Origin of the sequence: Sphingobacterium sp. T2 (assembly GCF_000814685.1) — a bacterium.
In the GTDB taxonomy this organism is placed as follows: Bacteria; Bacteroidota; Bacteroidia; order Sphingobacteriales; family Sphingobacteriaceae; genus Sphingobacterium; species Sphingobacterium thermophilum.
Genome location: NZ_JXAC01000205.1, coordinates 1 through 2,325, shown reverse-complemented (window position 1 = coordinate 2,325; position 2,325 = coordinate 1). Strand labels below are relative to the sequence as shown.

Genomic DNA, 2,325 nt, shown 5'->3' with positions numbered 1-2,325 from the left:
CCCTTTTATGAAGATAGCGTATAAATAATAGAAACAAGCGACACTAGCAAGTAGAAGACAAACCGGACCATAGAGCGAATGGTATCGAAGTTTTAGTAACGGCGTATTAAGGAAGAGATGGGTCCGSACAGGATGGGGAAAGAAATGGGACTTCATCGTTGTACACGAAAGTGGACATGAATGGTTTGGCAACAATATCACTGCCAAAGATATAGCCGACATGTGGATTCACGAAAGCTTCACCAACTATTCCGAAGCGCTGTTTATAGAATATTTTTACGGCAAGGAAGCTGCACAGGAGTATATATACGGAAACCGACGCGGCATCCTGAACGATAAACCTATCCAAGGGCCTTACCACGTAAATAAAGAAGGATCGGGTGACATGTACAACAAAGGAGGTGTAATCCTTAACATGATTCGAACCATAGTCAATGATGACATCAAATGGAGAAATCTACTTCGCGACATGAACAAAGACTTTAGATTGAAACAGGTAGATTACAATGATATATTAAACTATATGAATCAGTACACAGGAAAAAGCTTCGATAAAATATTCGAGCAGTACCTGAAAACCAATAGCATCCCTACTCTACTAGTAAAACAAGGAACCGATGGAAAAGTTTATGGACGCTGGAAAGCTCAGGTCGAAAATTTCCGCATGCCTGTATTATTAGGTCTGAAAGGCCAAATGGACCTTATCGAACTGACCGATACCTTCCAAAAAATAGATATCGAAAACTTAAACATTGATAATCTGATAATTGACACGTTTAACTTTTATATAAATGTCGAAATAGAATAAAAAATAGTAGATTCACATTCATCTTGACGAAAAAAATTATAAATCTAATACCAATTTTTGCGACAAGAATTAACAGTTTTTATCAAATAGCTTTTAACATTATCGGTTTTTTTTGATTATTTTTTGTTCAAATTTTTTACAAAGAATCAGGACTTTTTAAATGGGTTTATTCAATTGGTTTACGCAAGAAGTTGCGATTGACTTAGGGACAGCAAACACCCTAATTATACATAACGATAAAGTAGTAGTGGATGAACCTTCGATAGTGGCCTTTGACCGTACGACAAACAAGGTCATCGCTATTGGAAGGCAAGCCATGCAGATGGAAGGTAAAACCCACGACAATATACGAACAGTAAGGCCTCTGCGTGATGGTGTAATAGCAGACTTTACTGCTGCCGAAGCCCTTATCCGCGGGATGGTAAAAATGATAAATAACGGTAAATCATTGGTTTTTCCCTTCCTTACGTATGGTGATATGTATTCCTTCAGGTATCACCGAGGTTGAAAAACGTGCCGTACGTGACTCGGCAGAAATTGCTGGCGCCAAAGAAGTGTACCTCATTCACGAACCTATGGCAGCCGCAGTAGGTATCGGCATTGACGTAGAAGAACCTGTAGGAAATATGATTATCGATATTGGTGGGGGTACTACAGAGATTGCGGTAATAGCCTTGTCGGGTATCGTTTGTGACCAGTCCATCCGTGTGGCGGGAGACAACTTCGATTCTGATATCGTTCAGTATATCCGTCGTCAGCACAACATCATGATCGGTGAGCGTACTGCCGAAAAAATCAAAATTGAAGTAGGTGCAGCCCTTCCTGAGCTGTCTGACCCTCCGGCAGACTTCGCCGTACAAGGTAGAGACTTGATGACCGGTATTCCTAAACAGATTACCGTTTCCTATACAGAGATTGCCCACTGTCTGGACAAATCTATCTCTAAAATCGAGGAAGCTATCCTCAAAGCGTTGGAGATCACTCCTCCGGAGTTGTCTGCAGATATTTATCAGACCGGTATTTACTTGACTGGTGGTGGTGCACTCTTACGTGGTTTGGACAAACGTATTCAGGCAAAAACCAAATTGCCAGTTCATGTGGCAGAAGATCCACTACGTGCAGTAGTACGCGGTACAGGTATTGCACTGAAAAATATCGGTAGATTTAAATTCTTAATGCAATAATAGAGTTGCTTAGGTATATCTTTACGCGATATTGAAAAGTCCAACTTTTTCAATATCGCGTACTTATTAATAACAATTACATTACTGAACATTTGAGACATGAAAAATTTGTGGCTTTTTCTGGTCCGATACAACTCCACCTTTTGGTTTATCCTTCTTTTTCGTGTTTTCTCTAGTGTTAGTAATAAACAACAATAACTATCAGCGATCTGCATTTATCAACTCTTCCAATATTGTTTGTAGCTCTTTCTACGCCAAAGTTGTAAATTCTTGGAAAGAATATATGTACATTGGCAGTAAACCGACAAAGAATCATGAAATGGATTGTAAATG

General features: G+C 39.5%; 1 protein-coding gene and 1 pseudogene. Both read left to right on the top strand.

What is annotated here, in order from left to right:
- Nucleotides 1-154: 154 nt before the first annotated feature.
- Nucleotides 155-808 (top strand): M1 family aminopeptidase, encoded by a 654-nt coding sequence (locus tag SD31_RS12125; RefSeq protein WP_262506623.1) that lies wholly within the window; start codon nucleotides 155-157, stop codon nucleotides 806-808.
- Nucleotides 809-968: 160 nt separating this feature from the next.
- Nucleotides 969-1,992: pseudogene (locus SD31_RS12120) on the top strand (rod shape-determining protein).
- Nucleotides 1,993-2,325: the final 333 nt, after the last annotated feature.